We start from the raw sequence: 16492 nt of genomic DNA, 5'->3' as shown, positions 1-16492 counted from the left end.
GATGCGTCGATTTTGTTCAATTTCAGGAATAAACAATGCCAACCATCAATCAACTGGTTCGCAAAGGCCGCGCGTCGGAAACGACGAAGAGCAAGAGCCCGGCTTTGCAGGACTGCCCCCAGCGTCGCGGCGTGTGCACCCGTGTGTACACCACGACGCCGAAGAAGCCTAACTCGGCACTGCGTAAGGTTGCCAAGGTTCGTCTGACGAACGGCTTCGAAGTTATTTCGTACATCGGTGGTGAAGGCCACAACCTGCAGGAACACTCGGTCGTGCTGATTCGCGGCGGCCGTGTTAAGGACTTGCCGGGTGTGCGTTACCACATGGTTCGCGGCTCGCTGGATACCCAGGGCGTCAAGGATCGTAAGCAGGCTCGCTCGAAGTACGGTGCGAAGCGTGCCAAGGCTGGCAAGTAATTAGCCGGTCAAGAGTAGTTTCAGGTCGCCTGCAAAGGCGGTAATAGCGGTGGTGCCGGAATCGCCGGTGCTGTCGAGTAAGTGGTCACCCGACCAGGCTGGTAAGTCGTTAGAGATGAATCGGGTTAGTTGGTGGCCGCGGAGCTGATAAGCAGCTCCAACTGAAAAGTAAAGGAAGAAACATGCCGCGTCGTCGCGAAGTCCCCAAGCGGGAAGTGTTGCCGGATCCGAAGTTCGGTAACGTAGATGTAGCTAAGTTCATGAACGTGCTGATGCTCTCCGGCAAGAAGTCGGTTGCTGAGCGCATTGTGTACGGCGCTTTCGAACAGATCCAGACCAAGGGTGGCAAGGACCCGCTGGAAGTGTTCACGGTAGCGCTCAACAACGTCAAGCCGGTGGTCGAAGTTAAGAGCCGCCGCGTTGGTGGTGCGAACTATCAGGTTCCGGTCGAAGTGCGTCCGTCGCGTCGTATGGCATTGGCGATGCGTTGGTTGCGTGAAGCCGCGAAGAAGCGCAGCGAGAAGTCGATGGCCCTGCGTCTGGCAGGTGAACTCTCCGAAGCGGCCGAAGGCCGTGGTGGCGCGATGAAGAAGCGCGACGAAGTTCACCGGATGGCAGAAGCCAACAAGGCGTTCTCGCATTTCCGTTTCTAAGCTTCCCGAACCCGGGTTTAGCAGAAAAAGCGGAAAGAAATTCCGGGCGGGTGCGCTTACAAAGCGCCTCGCCCGTTTGTGTTACAGCGCGATGGGTATTTTCTCGCATCGCGTCATCCCAATAGAGGATTAAAGTGGCTCGCAAGACACCTATCGAGCGCTACCGTAACATCGGTATTAGCGCTCACATCGACGCCGGCAAAACGACGACGACCGAGCGCATCCTGTTCTACACCGGCGTGAACCACAAGATTGGTGAAGTTCACGACGGCGCTGCCACCATGGACTGGATGGAGCAGGAGCAGGAACGCGGTATCACGATCACGTCCGCTGCTACCACGGCATTCTGGAAAGGCATGGCCGGCGACCGCGCTGAGCACCGCATCAACATCATCGACACCCCGGGCCACGTTGACTTCACGATTGAAGTTGAACGCTCGATGCGCGTGCTCGACGGTGCATGCATGGTGTACTGCGCAGTGGGCGGCGTGCAGCCGCAGTCGGAAACCGTGTGGCGTCAGGCTAACAAGTACAAGGTTCCCCGTCTCGCGTTCATCAACAAGATGGACCGTACCGGCGCGAACTTCTTCAAGGTCTACGATCAGCTCAAGCTGCGTCTGAAGGCGAACCCGGTTCCGGTCGTGGTGCCTATCGGCGCGGAAGAAAACTTCACGGGCGTCGTCGATCTGCTGAAGATGAAAGCGATCATTTGGGACGACGCGTCGCAAGGCACGAAGTTCTCGTACGAAGAGATCCCGGCGGAACTGGTCGACTCGTGCAACGAGTGGCGCGAGAAGATGGTCGAAGCGGCGGCTGAGTCGAGCGAAGACCTGATGAACAAGTACCTCGAAGAGGGCGAGCTGACCGAGGCGGAAATCGTCAAGGGTCTGCGCGACCGTACGATCGCTTGCGAAATCCAGCCGATGCTGTGCGGTACCGCGTTCAAGAACAAGGGCGTGCAACGTATGCTGGACGCCGTGCTTGACTTCCTGCCGTCGCCGATCGACATCCCGCCGGTTACCGGCGAGCTGGAAAACGGTGAGCAAGGTGAGCGCCGCGCTGCTGACGACGAAAAGTTCTCGGCACTGGCATTCAAGATCATGACCGACCCGTTCGTCGGCCAGTTGATCTTCTTCCGTGTGTACTCGGGCGTTGTGAATTCGGGTGACACGGTGCTGAACGCGACCAAAGACAAGAAGGAACGTCTGGGCCGTATTCTGCAAATGCACGCGAACCAGCGCGAAGAAATCAAGGAAGTGCGCGCAGGCGACATCGCTGCGGCAGTCGGCCTGAAGGACGCAACGACCGGCGACACGCTGTGCGATCCGCAAAGCCCGATCGTGCTCGAGCGCATGATTTTCCCGGAACCGGTGATTTCGCAGGCTGTTGAGCCGAAGACGAAGCCGGACCAGGAAAAGATGGGTCTGGCACTGAACCGTCTGGCTCAGGAAGATCCGTCGTTCCGCGTTCAAACGGACGAAGAATCGGGTCAAACCATTATTTCGGGCATGGGCGAGCTCCACCTGGAAATTCTGGTTGACCGGATGAAGCGTGAATTCGGCGTCGAAGCAACCGTCGGCAAGCCGCAAGTGGCGTATCGTGAAACGATCCGCGGCAAGGCGGTGGACGTTGACGGCAAGTTCGTCAAGCAGTCGGGTGGTCGCGGCCAGTACGGTCACGCGGTCATCACGCTCGAGCCGAATGAGCAGGGCAAGGGCTACGAGTTCCTGGACGAAATCAAGGGCGGTGTGATCCCGCGTGAATACATCCCGGCAGTCGACAAGGGTATCCAGGAAACGCTGAAGGCTGGCGTGCTGGCAGGCTTCCCGGTCGTTGACGTGAAGGTTCACCTGACGTTCGGTTCGTACCACGATGTTGACTCGAACGAAAACGCGTTCCGCATGGCCGGTTCGATGGCGTTCAAGGAGGCAATGCGCAAGGCTCAGCCGGTCATCCTCGAACCGATGATGGCCGTTGAAGTCGAAACGCCGGAAGACTACATGGGCAACGTGATGGGCGACCTGTCGGGCCGTCGCGGTATTGTCCAGGGCATGGAAGACATGATTGGCGGCGGCAAGATCGTTCGCGCCGAAGTCCCGCTGTCGGAAATGTTCGGCTACTCGACCTCGCTGCGTTCGCTGAGCCAAGGTCGTGCAACGTACACGATGGAGTTCAAGCACTACTCCGAAGCACCGCGTAACGTGTCGGAAGCGATCATCAACGCCAAGTCGAAGTAATCGCGCGGCAAGTCATTCAACGATTAACTTTTTGAAAGAAGAGAAACATGGCTAAAGGTAAATTCGAACGGACCAAGCCGCACGTGAACGTCGGCACGATCGGTCACGTTGACCACGGCAAGACCACGCTGACGGCAGCGATCACGACGGTGCTGACCAAGAAGTTTGGCGGCGAAGCGAAGGCATACGACCAGATCGACGCGGCGCCGGAAGAAAAGGCACGTGGTATCACGATCAACACGGCACACGTCGAGTACGAAACGGCTAACCGCCACTACGCACACGTCGACTGCCCGGGCCACGCTGACTATGTGAAGAACATGATCACGGGCGCAGCGCAGATGGACGGCGCGATCCTGGTGTGCTCGGCTGCAGACGGCCCGATGCCGCAAACGCGCGAGCACATCCTGCTGGCACGTCAGGTTGGCGTTCCGTACATCATCGTGTTCCTGAACAAGTGCGACATGGTGGACGACGCTGAGCTGCTGGAACTCGTCGAGATGGAAGTTCGTGAACTTCTGTCGAAGTACGACTTCCCGGGCGACGACACGCCGATCATCAAGGGTTCGGCCAAGCTGGCACTGGAAGGCGACACGGGCGAGCTGGGCGAAGTGGCGATCATGAATCTGGCCGACGCGCTGGACACGTACATCCCGACGCCGGAGCGCGCAGTTGACGGCTCGTTCCTGATGCCGGTGGAAGACGTGTTCTCGATCTCGGGTCGCGGCACGGTGGTGACGGGTCGCGTTGAGCGCGGCGTCGTGAAGGTTGGCGAGGAAATCGAAATCGTCGGTATCAAGCCGACGGTGAAGACGACCTGCACGGGCGTGGAAATGTTCCGCAAGCTGCTCGACCAGGGTCAGGCCGGCGACAACGTGGGTATCCTGCTGCGCGGCACGAAGCGTGAAGACGTGGAGCGTGGCCAGGTTCTGGCGAAGCCGGGTTCGATCAACCCGCACACGCACTTCACGGCAGAAGTGTATGTGTTGAGCAAGGATGAAGGTGGCCGTCACACGCCGTTCTTCAACAACTATCGTCCGCAGTTCTACTTCCGTACGACGGACGTGACGGGCTCGATCGAGTTGCCGAAGGACAAGGAAATGGTCATGCCGGGCGACAACGTGTCGATCACGGTGAAGCTGATCAACCCGATCGCGATGGAAGAAGGTCTGCGCTTCGCAATTCGCGAAGGCGGCCGTACGGTCGGCGCAGGTGTGGTTGCCAAGATTCTCGAGTAAAATCGAGGGTTGAAGTTGCAGTAAGTGGTGCCCGGAGCCGGGCGCCAGCACCATGGCGGGTGCCCGGCTCTACGTTCTTTTACTATCTGGCGGCGCAATACCGCCTCGCTCTTTCCAAGGAATTGTCATGCAGAACCAGAAAATCCGCATTCGCCTGAAGGCTTTCGACTATCGCCTGATCGATCAATCGGCAGCTGAAATCGTCGACACGGCAAAGCGGACTGGCGCAATTGTTCGTGGTCCGGTGCCCCTGCCGACCCGCATTCAACGTTTCGACATCCTGCGTTCGCCGCACGTCAACAAGACGTCGCGCGATCAGCTCGAAATCCGTACGCACCAACGCCTGATGGACATCGTCGATCCGACGGACAAGACCGTTGACGCACTGATGAAGTTGGACCTGCCGGCTGGCGTGGACGTAGAAATCAAGCTGCAATAAGGCTTCCAGAGGTTGCCTGGCGTGCCGGGCAACGCTAAGTCATTGATTGCTTGCGGAAAACGAAAAGCCTCGCTATAATGCAAGGCTTTTCGCGCATTTGCGCAAAAAAGTCGGTGTGCTGCAGCATGAATTCATGCCCGAAACGGCACCGGCATTTTGTAAATTAGCCCCGACCAATCGCAGTCGGGAATGGAGAAAACGATGAGCCTTGGACTCGTAGGTCGCAAGGTTGGCATGACCCGTATCTTCACGGCAGAAGGGGATTCGATTCCCGTTACCGTGCTGGACGTGTCCGACAACCGCGTGACGCAGATCAAGACTGTTGAAACCGACGGCTACACAGCCGTGCAGGTTGCATTCGGTACGCGCCGTGCATCGCGTGTGACGAAGCCGTTGGCCGGTCATCTCGCCAAAGCCGGTGTTCAAGCCGGTGAAATCCTCAAAGAATTCCAGATCGATGCTGCCAAGGCTGCCGAGTTGTCGAACGGCACCGTGGTCGGTCCCGACCTGTTCGAAGTAGGCCAGAAGGTCGACGTGCAAGGCGTGTCGATTGGTAAGGGCTACGCCGGTACCATCAAGCGTTACAACTTCGCATCCGGCCGTGCATCGCACGGTAACTCGCGCTCGCACAACGTGCCGGGTTCGATCGGTATGGCGCAGGATCCGGGTCGTGTTTTCCCGGGTAAGCGCATGACCGGTCACATGGGTGACGATACGGTAACCGTGCAAAACCTCGAAATCGCTCGTATCGACGCTGACCGCAAGCTGTTGCTGGTCAAGGGCGCCGTTCCGGGTGCGAAGGGTGGCAAGGTATTCGTTACGCCGGCCGTGAAGACGCGTGCCGTGAAAGGAGCGAAATAATGGAACTTAAGCTCCTGAATGCCAATGGTCAGGAAGGTGCAGGCGTTAGCGCGTCGGACGTAGTGTTCGGTCGCGATTACAACGAAGCCCTGATTCACCAGGTCGTGGTGGCGTATCAAGCGAATGCCCGTAGCGGTAACCGCGCGCAGAAGGACCGTGAGCAAGTCAAGCACACGACCAAGAAGCCGTGGCGCCAGAAGGGTACGGGCCGTGCCCGTGCCGGTATGTCGTCGAGCCCGTTGTGGCGTGGCGGTGGCCGGATTTTCCCGAATTCGCCGGAAGAAAACTTTTCGCACAAGGTCAACAAGAAGATGCATCGCGCAGGTCTCTGCTCGATCTTCTCGCAGCTGGCCCGCGAAGGCCGCATCTCGGTGGTCGACGAGCTGACGCTCGAAGCGCCGAAGACGAAGCTGTTGGCCGAAAAATTCAAGGCGATGGGTCTCGACTCCGTGCTGGTGATTACCGACACGGTTGACGAAAACCTGTACCTCGCGTCGCGCAACCTCGCCCATGTGGCAGTTGTCGAGCCGCGTTACGCCGACCCGCTGTCGCTGATCTACTTCAAGAAGATCCTGATCACGAAGGCTGCGGTCGCCCAGATCGAGGAGTTGCTGTCATGAGCGAGATTCGCAAGAACGATCATCGTTTGATGCAGGTCCTGCTCGCGCCGGTGATCTCCGAAAAGGCGACGCTGGTGGCCGACAAGAACGAGCAAGTTGTGTTCGAAGTCGCGCCCGATGCCACGAAGCAGGAAGTGAAAGCTGCAGTCGAGCTGCTGTTCAAGGTGGAAGTCAATTCCGTCAACGTGCTGGTCTCGAAGGGCAAAGCCAAGCGCTTTGGCCGCTTCATGGGCAAGCGCAAGGACGTGAAGAAGGCGTATGTCTGCCTGAAGCCCGGCCAGGAAATCAACTTTGAAGCGGAGGCCAAGTAATCATGGCAATCGTTAAAGTTAAGCCGACTTCGCCGGGTCGCCGTGCGATGGTCAAGGTGGTCAACAAGGATCTGCATAAGGGCAAGCCGTACGCACCGCTGCTCGATTCGCAATCCTCGACCGCCGGCCGTAATAACAACGGTCACATCACCACGCGTCATAAGGGTGGTGGTCACAAGCATCACTACCGTGTCGTCGATTTCCGTCGCAACAAGGACGGCATTCCGGCGAAGGTCGAACGTCTTGAGTACGATCCGAACCGTAGCGCGAACATCGCGCTGGTTCTGTACGCAGACGGCGAGCGCAAGTACATCATCGCTCCGAAGGGTGTGACGGTTGGCCAGCAACTGATGTCGGGTTCGGAAGCTCCGATCCGCGCAGGTAACACGCTGCCGATCCGCAACATTCCGGTCGGTACGACGATCCACTGCATCGAAATGCTGCCGGGCAAGGGCGCGCAAATGGCGCGTTCGGCTGGCACGTCGGCGATGTTGCTGGCTCGTGAAGGCATCTACGCACAGGTCCGCCTGCGCTCGGGTGAAATCCGCCGCGTTCACGTTGAATGTCGCGCGACGATTGGTGAAGTTGGCAACGAAGAGCATAGCCTCCGTCAAATCGGTAAGGCTGGCGCGAATCGCTGGCGCGGTATCCGCCCGACGGTGCGTGGCGTTGCAATGAACCCGGTCGATCACCCGCACGGCGGTGGTGAAGGCAAGACGGCTGCAGGTCGCGATCCGGTGAGCCCGTGGGGCACACCTGCTAAGGGTTATCGCACCCGCAGCAACAAGCGCACGACGAGCATGATCGTCCAGCGCCGTCACAAGCGTTAAGGAGTAGGCAATGGCACGTTCTGTAAAAAAAGGTCCGTTCTGCGACGCCCATTTGCTGAAGAAAGTTGAGTCGGCAGCCGCTGCGCGTGACAAGAAGCCGATCAAAACCTGGTCGCGTCGTTCTACGATTCTGCCGGATTTCATCGGTCTGACGATTGCTGTGCATAACGGCCGTCAACACGTCCCGGTGTACATCTCGGAAAACATGGTCGGCCACAAGCTTGGCGAGTTTGCATTGACCCGGACGTTCAAGGGTCACGCAGCCGACAAGAAGGCTAAGAAATAAGGGGCTCATGATGGAAGTGAAAGCAATTCATCGCGGTGCCCGCATCTCGGCGCAGAAAACGCGCCTTGTGGCTGACCAGATCCGCGGTTTGCCGGTCGACAAGGCGCTGAACGTTCTGACGTTCTCGCCGAAGAAGGCTGCGGGAATCGTGAAAAAGGTCGTGCTGTCGGCGATCGCGAATGCGGAGCATAACGAAGGCGCCGATATCGACGAGCTCAAGGTAACGAGCATCATGGTCGACAAGGCTGCATCGCTCAAGCGTTTTACCGCGCGCGCTAAAGGCCGTGGTAACCGCATCGAGAAGCAATCCTGTCACATCACTGTGACGGTCGGGAATTAAGGGGTCATACGATGGGACAGAAAATTCATCCGACTGGCTTCCGTTTGGCCGTCAGCCGCAATTGGGCGTCGCGTTGGTACGCGAACAACAACAATTTCGCGGCGATGTTGCAGGAAGACATCGGTGTTCGTGAATACCTGAAGAAGAAGCTGAAGAACGCGTCCGTCGGCCGCGTTGTGATCGAGCGTCCTGCAAAGAACGCACGCATCACGATTTTCAGCTCGCGTCCGGGTGTCGTGATCGGTAAGAAAGGTGAAGACATTGAACTGCTGAAGTCCGAGCTGCAAAAGCGCATGGGCGTCCCGGTTCACGTCAACATCGAAGAAATCCGCAAGCCGGAAACCGATGCGCAACTGATCGCTGATTCGATCACGCAACAACTCGAGCGCCGGATTATGTTCCGCCGCGCGATGAAGCGTGCAATGCAAAACGCAATGCGTCTGGGTGCTCAAGGCATCAAGATCATGAGCGCAGGCCGCCTGAACGGTATCGAAATCGCTCGTACGGAATGGTATCGCGAAGGTCGCGTGCCCCTTCATACGCTGCGTGCTGATATCGACTACGCAACTTCGGAAGCGAAGACGACGTACGGCATCATCGGCGTGAAGGTGTGGGTCTACAAGGGCGACACGCTCGGCCGCAACGACGCACCGGTGGTTGAAGAAGTCGCCGAAGAAAAGCGTCCGCGCCGTAACGCACGTCCGGGTGGCGATCGCCGTCCGCGTCGCGATGGTGAAGGTGGTGGCCCGGCAGGTGCACGCCGTGGCGCTCCTCGTCGTGCTGGCGGTGCCGGCGACGGCGGGAAGACTGGAGAATAACGATGCTGCAACCGAAACGCAGAAAGTATCGCAAAGAGCAGAAGGGTCGTAACACCGGTATCGCTACCCGCGGCAACGCGGTGTCGTTCGGTGAGTTCGGCCTGAAGGCTATCGGTCGTGGTCGTTTGACCGCGCGCCAGATTGAAGCGGCACGTCGTGCAATGACGCGTCACATCAAGCGTGGTGGCCGCATCTGGATCCGCATCTTCCCGGACAAGCCGATCTCGCACAAGCCGGCTGAAGTACGTATGGGTAACGGTAAAGGTAACCCTGAGTACTACGTCGCAGAGATTCAACCGGGCAAGATGCTGTACGAAATGGACGGCGTAACCGAAGAGCTGGCACGCGAAGCGTTCCGTCTGGCTGCAGCTAAGCTGCCGCTCAAGACGACGTTTATCGTGCGTCAGCTCGGCGCCTAAGGAGCAAATGATGAAGGCTTCCGAACTTCACCAGAAAGATCAGGCCGCGCTCAACAAGGAGCTGTCGGACCTGTTGAAGGCGCAATTCGGCCTGCGCATGCAACTCGCGACCCAGCAGCTCACGAACACGAGCCAGCTGAAGAAGGTTCGTCGCGACATCGCACGTGTGCGGACCGTCCTGACTGAGAAGGCGAACCAGAAATGAACGATAGCGTAAAAACCTCGCTCAAGCGGACGCTGGTCGGCAAGGTCGTCAGCAACAAGATGGACAAGACGGTCACCGTGCTGGTTGAGCACCGCGTGAAGCACCCGATCTACGGCAAGTACGTTGTGCGTTCGAAGAAGTACCACGCGCACGACGATGCGAACACTTACAACGAGGGTGACCTCGTTGAAATCCAGGAAACGCGTCCGATTTCGAAGACGAAAGCTTGGGTTGTGGCTCGCCTGGTTGAGGCTGCTCGCGTCATCTGACGCCGCAAGTTGTAGAAGTAGTTGAAATCGCAGTAAGTTTCGCTTGCAAGACCGAGATTATTTGATATAATCTCGGTCTTCCCTCTTTTATGGGAGCCCCGTCGCGGGCGAAGTTGGTGGGGGGAGCGGTGCAGGCGCCAGTCTGTTCCGAAGGATTCACCGGATTGCGATGGCGGGTTTCGTTTGCCGTCGCTGCTGTTCATACCCAAGCAGCCGATTGGCTGACGGGACCAAGACTGACCGGGTACGCCATGGTGGTGTGACCGGATTAAGTTGGGAAAGATAAACCATGATCCAGACCGAAACTCGGCTTGAAGTGGCCGACAACACCGGTGCGCGTGAAGTCATGTGCATCAAGGTTCTCGGCGGCTCGAAGCGTCGTTATGCCAGCATTGGCGACATCATCAAGGTGACCGTCAAAGAAGCAACGCCGCGCGGGCGCGTGAAGAAAGGCGAAATTTATAACGCCGTGGTGGTTCGCACCGCCAAGGGCGTGCGCCGTCAGGACGGCTCGCTGATCAAGTTCGACGGCAATGCAGCAGTGCTGTTGAATGCCAAGCTCGAACCTATTGGCACCCGTATTTTCGGGCCTGTTACGCGCGAGTTGCGCAGCGAACGATTCATGAAGATCGTTTCGTTGGCACCTGAAGTGCTGTAAGGAGTCGCGATGAACAAGATTCGCAAAGGTGACGAAGTAATCGTCATCACCGGCAAAGATAAAGGCAAGCGCGGCGTCGTGCTGTCCGTTGGCGAAGACAAGGTAATTGTCGAGGGTATCAACCTCGTCAAGAAGCACGTCAAGCCGAACCCGATGAAGGGTACGACGGGTGGCGTGGAAGCCAAGACGATGCCGCTGCAAATTTCGAACGTCGCATTGGTCGACGCGAATGGCAAGGCGTCGCGTGTAGGCATCAAGGTCGAAGGAGACAAGAAGGTCCGTTTCCTTAAGACGACCGGTGCTGTGCTGAGCGCCTGACGCTGCGGAGTAAAAAAATGGCTCGTTTGCAAGAGTTTTACAAAGAGAAGGTTGTACCCGGCCTCATCGAGAAGTTCGGTTACAAGTCCGTGATGGAAGTGCCGCGCATCACCAAGATCACCCTGAACATGGGCCTTGGCGAAGCGGTTGCTGACAAGAAGATCATCGAAAACGCCGTTGGCGACCTGACGAAGATCGCAGGCCAGAAGCCGGTGATCACGAAGGCACGCAAGGCAATCGCTGGCTTCAAGATCCGTCAGGGCTATCCGATCGGTGCAATGGTCACGTTGCGTGGTCAGGCAATGTACGAATTTCTGGACCGTTTCGTGACGGTTGCGCTCCCCCGTGTGCGCGACTTCCGTGGCGTGTCGGGTCGTGCGTTTGATGGTCGCGGCAACTACAACATCGGTGTGAAAGAGCAGATCATTTTCCCCGAAATCGACTACGACAAGATCGACGCACTGCGTGGGCTGAACATCAGCATCACGACAACTGCGAAGACCGACGACGAAGCAAAGGCTCTGCTCGCCAGCTTCAAGTTCCCGTTCAGAAACTGAGGTTACCGTGGCTAAACTGGCACTGATCGAACGTGAAAAGAAGCGTGCTCGCCTGGCCGCTAAGTACGCTCCCAAGCGTGCTGAGCTGAAAGCGATTATCGGCGATATGAGCAAGTCGGACGAAGAGCATTACGCAGCACGTCTGGAACTGCAACAACTGCCGCGCAACTCTAACCCGACCCGTAAGCGCAATCGTTGCGCAATTACCGGTCGCCCGCGTGGCACGTTCCGTAAATTCGGGCTGGCGCGTAACAAGATTCGCGAAATCGCGTTCCGCGGCGAGATCCCTGGCCTGACCAAGGCGAGCTGGTAATAGGAGAAACGTAAATGAGCATGAGTGATCCTATCGCCGATATGCTGACTCGCATCCGCAATGCGCAGATGGTTGAGAAAGTTTCGGTGACAATGCCCTCGTCGAAAGTCAAGGTTGCGATTGCGCAGGTCCTGAAGGACGAAGGCTATATCGATGATTTCGCAGTGAAGTCCGAAGGTGCGAAGTCTGAATTGAACATCGTGTTGAAGTACTACGCTGGCCGTCCGGTGATCGAGCGCATTGAACGCGTTTCGAAGCCTGGTCTGCGTGTGTACCGCGGCCGTAACGACATCCCCGTGGTCATGAATGGCCTCGGCGTGGCAATCGTGTCGACGCCGAAGGGCGTGATGACGGACCGCAAGGCGCGTGCAACGGGCGTTGGCGGCGAAGTCATCTGCTACGTCGCTTAAGGCCGAAAGGAGAGAAACATGTCTCGAGTAGGTAAAAGCCCGATCGCGCTGCAAGGCGCAGAAGTGGCCCTGAGCGACGAACGCATTACCGTCAAGGGCCCGCTGGGTACGATTTCGCAGGCTGCAAACAGCCTCGTGAAGGTGGTGAACGACAACGGCACGCTGAAGTTCGAGCCGGTGGACGAAAGCCGCGAAGCGAATGCGATGTCGGGCACGATGCGCGCACTGGTTGCGAACATGGTGAACGGCGTGACGAAGGGTTTCGAGCGCAAGCTGACGCTGGTTGGCGTCGGTTACCGCGCACAGGCGCAAGGCGACAAGCTGAACCTGTCGCTGGGTTTCTCGCACCCTGTGGTGCACCAGATGCCGGAAGGCGTCAAGGCTGAAACCCCGACGCAAACCGAAATCGTGATCAAGGGGATCAATAAGCAACAAGTTGGCCAGGTCGCTGCAGAAGTGCGCGGCTATCGCCCGCCGGAGCCCTACAAGGGCAAGGGTGTGCGTTACGCCAACGAGGTTGTGATCCTCAAAGAAACGAAGAAGAAGTAAGGGTGCGCAATCATGGATAAGACTCAATCTCGCCTGCGCCGCGCTCGTCAGACGCGTATCAAGATCGCTGAGCTGCAGGTCGCGCGTCTCGCCGTGCATCGCACGAACACGCACATCTATGCGCAAGTGTTCTCGCCGTGCGGCACCAAGGTGCTCGCCAGCGCGTCGACGCTCGAAGCCGAAGTGCGTGCGCAACTGGCTGATCAGACGGGCAAGGGCGGCAACGTCGCTGCTGCGACCCTGATCGGTAAGCGCATTGCAGAAAAGGCTAAGGCTGCCGGCATCGAATCCGTCGCCTTCGACCGTTCGGGTTTCCGTTACCACGGCCGCGTGAAAGCGCTGGCTGATGCGGCGCGTGAAGCCGGACTCAAGTTCTAAGGGAAGAATTCGTCATGGCAAAGATGCAAGCGAAAGTTCAGGCTGACGAACGCGACGACGGCCTGCGCGAAAAGATGATTTCGGTCAACCGCGTGACCAAGGTGGTGAAGGGCGGCCGGATTCTCGGTTTTGCCGCACTGACCGTGGTTGGTGACGGTGATGGCCGCGTCGGTATGGGCAAGGGCAAGGCGAAGGAAGTGCCGGTCGCTGTTCAGAAGGCGATGGAACAGGCTCGCCGCAACATGTTCAAGGTACCGCTTAAGAACGGTACCCTGCAACACGAAGTGCACGGTAAGCACGGCGCATCGATGGTCCTCCTGGCTCCGGCCAAGGACGGTACCGGTGTGATCGCTGGCGGCCCGATGCGCGCAGTGTTCGACGTGATGGGCGTGCAGAACGTTGTGGCCAAGAGCCACGGTTCGACGAACCCGTATAACCTCGTTCGTGCAACGCTCGACGGTCTGCGCAAGCAGTCCACGCCGGGTGATATCGCGGCGAAGCGCGGCAAGTCCGTCGAAGATATTCTGGGCTAAGGTGGACACCATGTCTGATAAAACTGTCAAGGTCCAGCTCGTCAAGAGCCTGATCGGCACTCGTGAAACGCACCGTGCAACGGTGCGTGGCTTGGGCCTGCGCCGACTCAACTCGGTTAGCGAGTTGCAGGACACGCCGGCTGTGCGCGGCATGATCAACAAGGTTTCGTACCTCGTTAAGGTCATCAGCTAAGCAGCTGACCAGGACTCAAGGAGTTGATAATGGAATTGAATAACCTGAAGCCGGCTGAAGGCTCGAAGCACGCTAAGCGTCGCGTCGGCCGTGGTATCGGCTCCGGTCTGGGCAAGACGGCTGGCCGCGGTCACAAGGGTCAGAAGTCGCGTTCGGGCGGCTTTCACAAGGTTGGCTTCGAAGGCGGTCAAATGCCGCTGCAACGTCGCCTGCCGAAGCGTGGCTTCACCTCGCTGACGAAGGAATTCGTTGGTGAAGTGCGTCTCTCTGATCTGGAAAAGCTGCCGGTCGACGAAATCGATCTGTTGGCTCTGAAGCAAGCCGGCCTGCTCGGCGAGCTGATCAAGAGCGCCAAGATCATCGCGACGGGCGAGCTTAAGCGCAAGATCGTTGTGAAGGGTCTGGGTGCGACGAAGGGTGCGCGCGCTGCTATTGAAGCAGCAGGCGGCTCTTTTGCCGAGTAACGTGCAAGTTATTTGCCGTCACTAGCATTTGCATCGGAGAAGGTACTTGGCTAACAGTCCGAGTCTCGCAAAACCCGGTCGCAGCGCGGCGAAGTTTGGCGATCTGCGTCGGCGTGCAGTGTTCCTGCTGCTGGCGTTGATCGTCTACCGTATCGGCGCGCACATTCCGGTGCCGGGTATTGACCCGGACCAACTGGCAAAGTTGTTCCAAAGCCAGTCGGGCGGCATCCTTGGCATGTTCAACATGTTCTCGGGTGGTGCACTTTCGCGGTTCACGATTTTTGCGCTTGGGATCATGCCGTACATTTCGGCATCGATCATCATGCAGTTGCTGGCGATTGTCTCGCCGCAACTGGAAGCGCTAAAAAAGGAAGGGCAGGCGGGTCAACGGAAGATTACGCAGTACACGCGTATCTTTACGGTCCTGCTGGCGACTTTCCAGGCGTTCGGCATCGCCGTCGCACTGGAAAATCAGCCGGGCCTGGTGATCGATCCGGGAATGGTATTTCGGTTGACGACGGTCGTGACGCTGGTGACCGGCACGATGTTCCTGATGTGGCTGGGTGAGCAGATCACGGAACGCGGGCTTGGCAACGGTATCTCGATCATCATTTTCGGCGGTATTGCGGCAGGTTTTCCGAACGCAATCGGTGGTCTTTTCGAACTGGTGCGAACCGGCTCGATGAGCATCATTTCGGCGATTATCGTGGTCGCGCTGATTGCCGGTGTGACGTATCTGGTGGTGTTCATTGAACGCGGCCAGCGCAAGATTCTTGTGAATTACGCCAAGCGGCAAGTCGGTAACAAGATTTACGGCGGTCAGTCTTCGCATCTGCCGCTGAAGTTGAATATGTCGGGCGTGATTCCGCCGATCTTTGCATCGTCGATCATTCTCTTCCCGGCAACCATCCTGAACTGGTTTAGTTCGGGGTCGCGTGCCAGCTGGTTCGCAGACACGTTGCACAACGTGGCCGAAGCTCTTAAGCCCGGTCAACCTGTGTACGTGTTGCTGTACGCGTTGGCGATCGTCTTCTTCTGCTTCTTCTACACCGCGCTGGTGTTCAACAGCAGAGAAACGGCCGACAACCTGAAAAAGAGTGGCGCTTTCGTCCCAGGCATCCGCCCGGGCGATCAAACCGCGCGGTATATCGACCGCATCCTGACGCGTCTGACGCTGGCTGGTGCGATCTACATCGTGTTTGTTTGTCTGCTGCCTGAATTTTTGGTACTGCGCTGGAACGTGCCGTTTTATTTTGGTGGAACGTCGCTGCTGATCATTGTCGTCGTCACAATGGATTTCATGGCGCAGGTGCAGTCGTACGTTATGTCGCAACAGTATGAATCGCTGCTGAAGAAAGCTAACTTCAAAGGCGGCGGCGTCCCGATGCGTTGAAAGGACTTATGGCCAAAGACGATGTTATCCAGATGCAGGGTGAAGTCATCGAAAACCTGCCTAACGCTACCTTTAGGGTGAAGCTGGAAAACGGCCATGTCGTATTGGGACACATATCCGGCAAGATGCGGATGCACTACATCCGAATCTTGCCGGGCGACAAGGTAACGGTTGAATTGACGCCTTACGATCTGTCGCGTGCGCGGATCGTGTTCCGGGCGAAGTGATTTGAAAAAAGGGTAATATCATGAAAGTGATGGCATCGGTTAAGCGCATTTGCCGCAATTGCAAGATCATCAAGCGCAAAGGCGTTGTGCGCGTGATTTGCAGCTCTGATCCGCGCCACAAACAGCGTCAAGGCTGAACGCCGCGCTTTTTGCTGCGCTTTTTGTTTGAGGAAAAACAATGGCTCGTATCGCAGGGGTTAACATCCCGAATCACCAGCATACCGAAATCGGCCTGACGGCAATTTACGGTATCGGCCGCACGCGCTCGCGCGACATCTGCGTCGCTGCTGGTGTGGCATTTTCGAAGAAGGTCAAGGACCTGAACGACGCAGACCTCGAAAAGCTGCGTGAAGAAGTCGGCAAGTTCATCGTTGAAGGCGATCTGCGCCGTGAAACGACGATGAACATTAAGCGCCTGATGGATCTCGGCTGCTACCGTGGCGTGCGTCATCGCAAGGGCCTGCCCCTGCGTGGCCAACGCACGCGTACGAATGCCCGTACGCGCAAGGGTCCGCGTCGTGCAGCGCAATCGCTGAAGAAGTAAGCGGAACTGACAG

Annotated in this window: 29 protein-coding genes; all 29 read left to right on the top strand. The window is 57.8% G+C overall.

The window, feature by feature from the left end:
- The first annotated feature begins 35 nt into the window (after window positions 1–35).
- The 29 genes from rpsL (at window position 36) to rpsM (ending at window position 16479) form a co-directional block, all read left to right on the top strand.
- Window positions 36–416, top strand: a complete 381-nt coding sequence (rpsL, locus tag ACOSV0_RS18570) for a 30S ribosomal protein S12 (RefSeq protein WP_006998493.1) — start codon at window positions 36–38, stop codon at window positions 414–416.
- A gap of 182 nt (window positions 417–598) precedes the next feature.
- On the top strand, window positions 599–1069 hold the full coding sequence (gene rpsG / locus ACOSV0_RS18565) for a 30S ribosomal protein S7 (protein ID WP_006053291.1): 471 nt from the start codon (window positions 599–601) through the stop codon (window positions 1067–1069).
- 134 nt (window positions 1070–1203) lie between these two features.
- Window positions 1204–3306 carry an elongation factor G gene (gene fusA / locus ACOSV0_RS18560; RefSeq protein ID WP_434107546.1) on the top strand — a complete coding sequence of 701 codons (2103 nt, stop codon included), beginning with the start codon at window positions 1204–1206 and terminating at the stop codon, window positions 3304–3306.
- A 47-nt stretch (window positions 3307–3353) separates the two neighbouring features.
- Window positions 3354–4544: an elongation factor Tu gene (gene tuf, locus ACOSV0_RS18555; RefSeq protein ID WP_025496714.1), complete on the top strand. Its 1191-nt coding sequence runs from the start codon at window positions 3354–3356 to the stop codon at window positions 4542–4544.
- Between the two features lie 127 nt (window positions 4545–4671).
- Entirely contained in the window at window positions 4672–4983 is a 312-nt protein-coding gene (gene rpsJ / locus ACOSV0_RS18550; RefSeq protein WP_006998489.1) for a 30S ribosomal protein S10, read from the top strand.
- Between the two features lie 201 nt (window positions 4984–5184).
- Window positions 5185–5844: a 50S ribosomal protein L3 gene (gene rplC, locus ACOSV0_RS18545; RefSeq protein WP_007180137.1), complete on the top strand. Its 660-nt coding sequence runs from the start codon at window positions 5185–5187 to the stop codon at window positions 5842–5844.
- Window positions 5844–6464 (top strand): 50S ribosomal protein L4, encoded by a 621-nt coding sequence (gene rplD, locus ACOSV0_RS18540; protein ID WP_007180136.1) that lies wholly within the window; start codon window positions 5844–5846, stop codon window positions 6462–6464. Before rplC ends, rplD begins: the two co-directional genes overlap by 1 nt.
- Window positions 6461–6775: a 50S ribosomal protein L23 gene (gene rplW, locus ACOSV0_RS18535; protein WP_007180135.1), complete on the top strand. Its 315-nt coding sequence runs from the start codon at window positions 6461–6463 to the stop codon at window positions 6773–6775. Before rplD ends, rplW begins: the two co-directional genes overlap by 4 nt.
- 2 nt (window positions 6776–6777) lie before the next feature.
- Complete coding sequence (rplB, locus tag ACOSV0_RS18530; RefSeq protein ID WP_028199568.1) at window positions 6778–7605, top strand: 50S ribosomal protein L2; 828 nt, start codon at window positions 6778–6780, stop codon at window positions 7603–7605.
- 10 nt (window positions 7606–7615) lie between these two features.
- Window positions 7616–7891, top strand: a complete 276-nt coding sequence (gene rpsS, locus ACOSV0_RS18525; RefSeq protein ID WP_054036552.1) for a 30S ribosomal protein S19 — start codon at window positions 7616–7618, stop codon at window positions 7889–7891.
- Between the two features lie 7 nt (window positions 7892–7898).
- Window positions 7899–8231 carry a 50S ribosomal protein L22 gene (gene rplV / locus ACOSV0_RS18520; RefSeq protein ID WP_197070230.1) on the top strand — a complete coding sequence of 111 codons (333 nt, stop codon included), beginning with the start codon at window positions 7899–7901 and terminating at the stop codon, window positions 8229–8231.
- An 11-nt stretch (window positions 8232–8242) separates the two neighbouring features.
- Window positions 8243–9049: a 30S ribosomal protein S3 gene (gene rpsC, locus ACOSV0_RS18515; protein WP_007180132.1), complete on the top strand. Its 807-nt coding sequence runs from the start codon at window positions 8243–8245 to the stop codon at window positions 9047–9049.
- Between the two features lie 2 nt (window positions 9050–9051).
- Complete coding sequence (gene rplP / locus ACOSV0_RS18510; protein ID WP_007180131.1) at window positions 9052–9468, top strand: 50S ribosomal protein L16; 417 nt, start codon at window positions 9052–9054, stop codon at window positions 9466–9468.
- A gap of 10 nt (window positions 9469–9478) precedes the next feature.
- Window positions 9479–9673, top strand: coding sequence for a 50S ribosomal protein L29 (rpmC, locus tag ACOSV0_RS18505; RefSeq protein WP_007180130.1), 195 nt, complete (start codon window positions 9479–9481; stop codon window positions 9671–9673).
- Entirely contained in the window at window positions 9670–9942 is a 273-nt protein-coding gene (rpsQ, locus tag ACOSV0_RS18500) for a 30S ribosomal protein S17 (protein WP_007180129.1), read from the top strand. The genes rpmC and rpsQ overlap by 4 nt, the downstream gene beginning before the upstream one ends.
- Window positions 9943–10231: 289 nt before the next feature.
- On the top strand, window positions 10232–10600 hold the full coding sequence (rplN, locus tag ACOSV0_RS18495) for a 50S ribosomal protein L14 (RefSeq protein ID WP_006052212.1): 369 nt from the start codon (window positions 10232–10234) through the stop codon (window positions 10598–10600).
- Between the two features lie 9 nt (window positions 10601–10609).
- Window positions 10610–10918 carry a 50S ribosomal protein L24 gene (gene rplX / locus ACOSV0_RS18490; RefSeq protein WP_028199569.1) on the top strand — a complete coding sequence of 103 codons (309 nt, stop codon included), beginning with the start codon at window positions 10610–10612 and terminating at the stop codon, window positions 10916–10918.
- A gap of 17 nt (window positions 10919–10935) precedes the next feature.
- Window positions 10936–11475 (top strand): 50S ribosomal protein L5, encoded by a 540-nt coding sequence (gene rplE, locus ACOSV0_RS18485; RefSeq protein ID WP_006052214.1) that lies wholly within the window; start codon window positions 10936–10938, stop codon window positions 11473–11475.
- Between the two features lie 7 nt (window positions 11476–11482).
- Complete coding sequence (gene rpsN / locus ACOSV0_RS18480; protein WP_006052215.1) at window positions 11483–11788, top strand: 30S ribosomal protein S14; 306 nt, start codon at window positions 11483–11485, stop codon at window positions 11786–11788.
- A gap of 14 nt (window positions 11789–11802) precedes the next feature.
- The gene (gene rpsH / locus ACOSV0_RS18475) at window positions 11803–12198 is read left to right on the top strand and encodes a 30S ribosomal protein S8 (RefSeq protein ID WP_006052216.1); all 396 of its coding nucleotides are present in this window, start codon (window positions 11803–11805) and stop codon (window positions 12196–12198) included.
- An 18-nt stretch (window positions 12199–12216) separates the two neighbouring features.
- Window positions 12217–12747, top strand: a complete 531-nt coding sequence (gene rplF, locus ACOSV0_RS18470; protein ID WP_028199570.1) for a 50S ribosomal protein L6 — start codon at window positions 12217–12219, stop codon at window positions 12745–12747.
- Window positions 12748–12759: 12 nt separating this feature from the next.
- The gene (gene rplR / locus ACOSV0_RS18465; RefSeq protein ID WP_006052218.1) at window positions 12760–13125 is read left to right on the top strand and encodes a 50S ribosomal protein L18; all 366 of its coding nucleotides are present in this window, start codon (window positions 12760–12762) and stop codon (window positions 13123–13125) included.
- A gap of 14 nt (window positions 13126–13139) precedes the next feature.
- Complete coding sequence (gene rpsE / locus ACOSV0_RS18460) at window positions 13140–13658, top strand: 30S ribosomal protein S5 (RefSeq protein ID WP_006052219.1); 519 nt, start codon at window positions 13140–13142, stop codon at window positions 13656–13658.
- Between the two features lie 10 nt (window positions 13659–13668).
- The gene (rpmD, locus tag ACOSV0_RS18455) at window positions 13669–13851 is read left to right on the top strand and encodes a 50S ribosomal protein L30 (RefSeq protein WP_007180126.1); all 183 of its coding nucleotides are present in this window, start codon (window positions 13669–13671) and stop codon (window positions 13849–13851) included.
- 29 nt (window positions 13852–13880) lie between these two features.
- Entirely contained in the window at window positions 13881–14315 is a 435-nt protein-coding gene (rplO, locus tag ACOSV0_RS18450; protein ID WP_054036556.1) for a 50S ribosomal protein L15, read from the top strand.
- 46 nt (window positions 14316–14361) lie between these two features.
- Complete coding sequence (gene secY / locus ACOSV0_RS18445) at window positions 14362–15708, top strand: preprotein translocase subunit SecY (protein WP_115781220.1); 1347 nt, start codon at window positions 14362–14364, stop codon at window positions 15706–15708.
- 8 nt (window positions 15709–15716) lie between these two features.
- Window positions 15717–15935, top strand: coding sequence for a translation initiation factor IF-1 (gene infA / locus ACOSV0_RS18440; protein WP_004521905.1), 219 nt, complete (start codon window positions 15717–15719; stop codon window positions 15933–15935).
- A gap of 20 nt (window positions 15936–15955) precedes the next feature.
- Window positions 15956–16072: a 50S ribosomal protein L36 gene (gene rpmJ / locus ACOSV0_RS18435; RefSeq protein ID WP_004199844.1), complete on the top strand. Its 117-nt coding sequence runs from the start codon at window positions 15956–15958 to the stop codon at window positions 16070–16072.
- Window positions 16073–16113: 41 nt separating this feature from the next.
- Window positions 16114–16479, top strand: a complete 366-nt coding sequence (gene rpsM / locus ACOSV0_RS18430) for a 30S ribosomal protein S13 (RefSeq protein WP_006052223.1) — start codon at window positions 16114–16116, stop codon at window positions 16477–16479.
- Window positions 16480–16492: the final 13 nt, after the last annotated feature.

The organism is Paraburkholderia caffeinilytica (assembly GCF_051027425.1).
GTDB classification, from domain to species: domain Bacteria; phylum Pseudomonadota; class Gammaproteobacteria; order Burkholderiales; family Burkholderiaceae; genus Paraburkholderia; species Paraburkholderia caffeinilytica_A.
This window is presented reverse-complemented; position numbering and strand designations above follow the sequence as displayed.

Bases quoted from the DNA above. Each gene is read 5' to 3' on its own strand.
- rplN (WP_006052212.1), top strand. From the start codon at position 10,232: ATGATCCAGACCGAAACTCGGCTTGAAGTGGCCGACAACACCGGTGCG.
- rplO (WP_054036556.1), top strand. From the start codon at position 13,881: ATGGAATTGAATAACCTGAAGCCGGCTGAAGGCTCGAAGCACGCTAAG.
- rplW (WP_007180135.1), top strand. From the start codon at position 6,461: ATGAGCGAGATTCGCAAGAACGATCATCGTTTGATGCAGGTCCTGCTC.
- rpsL (WP_006998493.1), top strand. From the start codon at position 36: ATGCCAACCATCAATCAACTGGTTCGCAAAGGCCGCGCGTCGGAAACG.
- rpsE (WP_006052219.1), top strand. From the start codon at position 13,140: ATGGCAAAGATGCAAGCGAAAGTTCAGGCTGACGAACGCGACGACGGC.
- rplD (WP_007180136.1), top strand. From the start codon at position 5,844: ATGGAACTTAAGCTCCTGAATGCCAATGGTCAGGAAGGTGCAGGCGTT.
- rpsQ (WP_007180129.1), top strand. From the start codon at position 9,670: ATGAACGATAGCGTAAAAACCTCGCTCAAGCGGACGCTGGTCGGCAAG.
- rplF (WP_028199570.1), top strand. From the start codon at position 12,217: ATGTCTCGAGTAGGTAAAAGCCCGATCGCGCTGCAAGGCGCAGAAGTG.
- rplR (WP_006052218.1), top strand. From the start codon at position 12,760: ATGGATAAGACTCAATCTCGCCTGCGCCGCGCTCGTCAGACGCGTATC.
- rpmJ (WP_004199844.1), top strand. From the start codon at position 15,956: ATGAAAGTGATGGCATCGGTTAAGCGCATTTGCCGCAATTGCAAGATC.
- rpsH (WP_006052216.1), top strand. From the start codon at position 11,803: ATGAGCATGAGTGATCCTATCGCCGATATGCTGACTCGCATCCGCAAT.
- rpsC (WP_007180132.1), top strand. From the start codon at position 8,243: ATGGGACAGAAAATTCATCCGACTGGCTTCCGTTTGGCCGTCAGCCGC.
- rpsM (WP_006052223.1), top strand. From the start codon at position 16,114: ATGGCTCGTATCGCAGGGGTTAACATCCCGAATCACCAGCATACCGAA.
- rplP (WP_007180131.1), top strand. From the start codon at position 9,052: ATGCTGCAACCGAAACGCAGAAAGTATCGCAAAGAGCAGAAGGGTCGT.
- rplE (WP_006052214.1), top strand. From the start codon at position 10,936: ATGGCTCGTTTGCAAGAGTTTTACAAAGAGAAGGTTGTACCCGGCCTC.
- rplB (WP_028199568.1), top strand. From the start codon at position 6,778: ATGGCAATCGTTAAAGTTAAGCCGACTTCGCCGGGTCGCCGTGCGATG.
- rpmD (WP_007180126.1), top strand. From the start codon at position 13,669: ATGTCTGATAAAACTGTCAAGGTCCAGCTCGTCAAGAGCCTGATCGGC.
- rpsG (WP_006053291.1), top strand. From the start codon at position 599: ATGCCGCGTCGTCGCGAAGTCCCCAAGCGGGAAGTGTTGCCGGATCCG.
- rpsJ (WP_006998489.1), top strand. From the start codon at position 4,672: ATGCAGAACCAGAAAATCCGCATTCGCCTGAAGGCTTTCGACTATCGC.
- infA (WP_004521905.1), top strand. From the start codon at position 15,717: ATGGCCAAAGACGATGTTATCCAGATGCAGGGTGAAGTCATCGAAAAC.
- tuf (WP_025496714.1), top strand. From the start codon at position 3,354: ATGGCTAAAGGTAAATTCGAACGGACCAAGCCGCACGTGAACGTCGGC.
- rplX (WP_028199569.1), top strand. From the start codon at position 10,610: ATGAACAAGATTCGCAAAGGTGACGAAGTAATCGTCATCACCGGCAAA.
- rplV (WP_197070230.1), top strand. From the start codon at position 7,899: ATGATGGAAGTGAAAGCAATTCATCGCGGTGCCCGCATCTCGGCGCAG.
- rpmC (WP_007180130.1), top strand. From the start codon at position 9,479: ATGAAGGCTTCCGAACTTCACCAGAAAGATCAGGCCGCGCTCAACAAG.
- rplC (WP_007180137.1), top strand. From the start codon at position 5,185: ATGAGCCTTGGACTCGTAGGTCGCAAGGTTGGCATGACCCGTATCTTC.
- rpsS (WP_054036552.1), top strand. From the start codon at position 7,616: ATGGCACGTTCTGTAAAAAAAGGTCCGTTCTGCGACGCCCATTTGCTG.